General features: G+C 60.4%; 1 protein-coding gene. It reads left to right on the top strand.

Going from position 1 to position 967, the window contains the following annotated elements:
- Positions 1–967, top strand: a 967-nt coding sequence (locus ACTHUM_RS15335; protein WP_440403332.1) for an HAD-IC family P-type ATPase, incomplete at both ends; no start/stop codon positions are given.

Genomic DNA, 967 nt, shown 5'->3' with positions numbered 1-967 from the left:
AAGCGCAGGGCAGCAAGGCGCCGATTGCGCGCGTGGCGGACAAGGTGGCGGCGGTGTTCGTGCCAACTGTCGTGGGCATTGCACTTTTGACTTTTATCGTTACTTGGCTGATTAAAAGCGATTGGACGGTGGCACTGATGCACGCCGTTGCCGTTTTGGTGATTGCCTGCCCGTGCGCGCTCGGTCTGGCGACGCCCGCCGCGATTATGGTCGGCATGGGCAAGGCGGTGAAACACGGCATTTGGTTTAAAGACGCGGCGGCGATGGAAGAAGCCGCCCACGTCGATGCCGTCGTATTGGACAAAACCGGCACGCTGACCGAAGGCAAGCCGCAGGTTGCTGCCGTTTATTGCGTTCCCGACAGTGGTTTTGACGAAGACGCTTTGTACCGCATCGCCGCCGCCGTCGAACAAAACGCCGCCCACCCACTCGCCCGTGCTATCGTCTCCGCCGCCCAAGCGCGCGGTTTGGATATTCCCACCGCACAAGACGCGCAAACCGTTGTCGGCGCAGGCATTACCGCCGAAGTCGAAGGCGTGGGTTTGGTGAAAGCGGGCAAAGCCGAATTTGCCGAATTGACCTTGCCGAAGTTTTCAGACGGCGTTTGGGACATTGCAAGCATTGTCGCAGTCTCGGTTGATAACAAACCCATCGGCGCATTCGCGCTCGCCGACGCGCTGAAAGCCGACACCGCCGAAGCCATAGGCCGTCTGAAAAAACACGGCATCGACGTTTACATCATGAGCGGCGACAACCAAGGCACGGTCGAATACGTCGCCAAACAACTGGGCATCGCACACGCCTTCGGCAACATGAGTCCGCGCGACAAAGCCGCCGAAGTGCAGAAACTCAAAGCCGCCGGCAAAACCGTAGCAATGGTCGGCGCCGGCATCAACGACGCCCCCGCGCTCGCCGCTGCCAACGTCAGCTTCGCCATGAAAGGCGGTGCGGACGTTGCCGAACACAC

This window comes from Neisseria sp. P0021.S006 (genome assembly GCF_051956895.1).
Note: the sequence above shows the minus strand (reverse complement) of the source record. Positions and strands in the feature narration are given on the sequence as shown.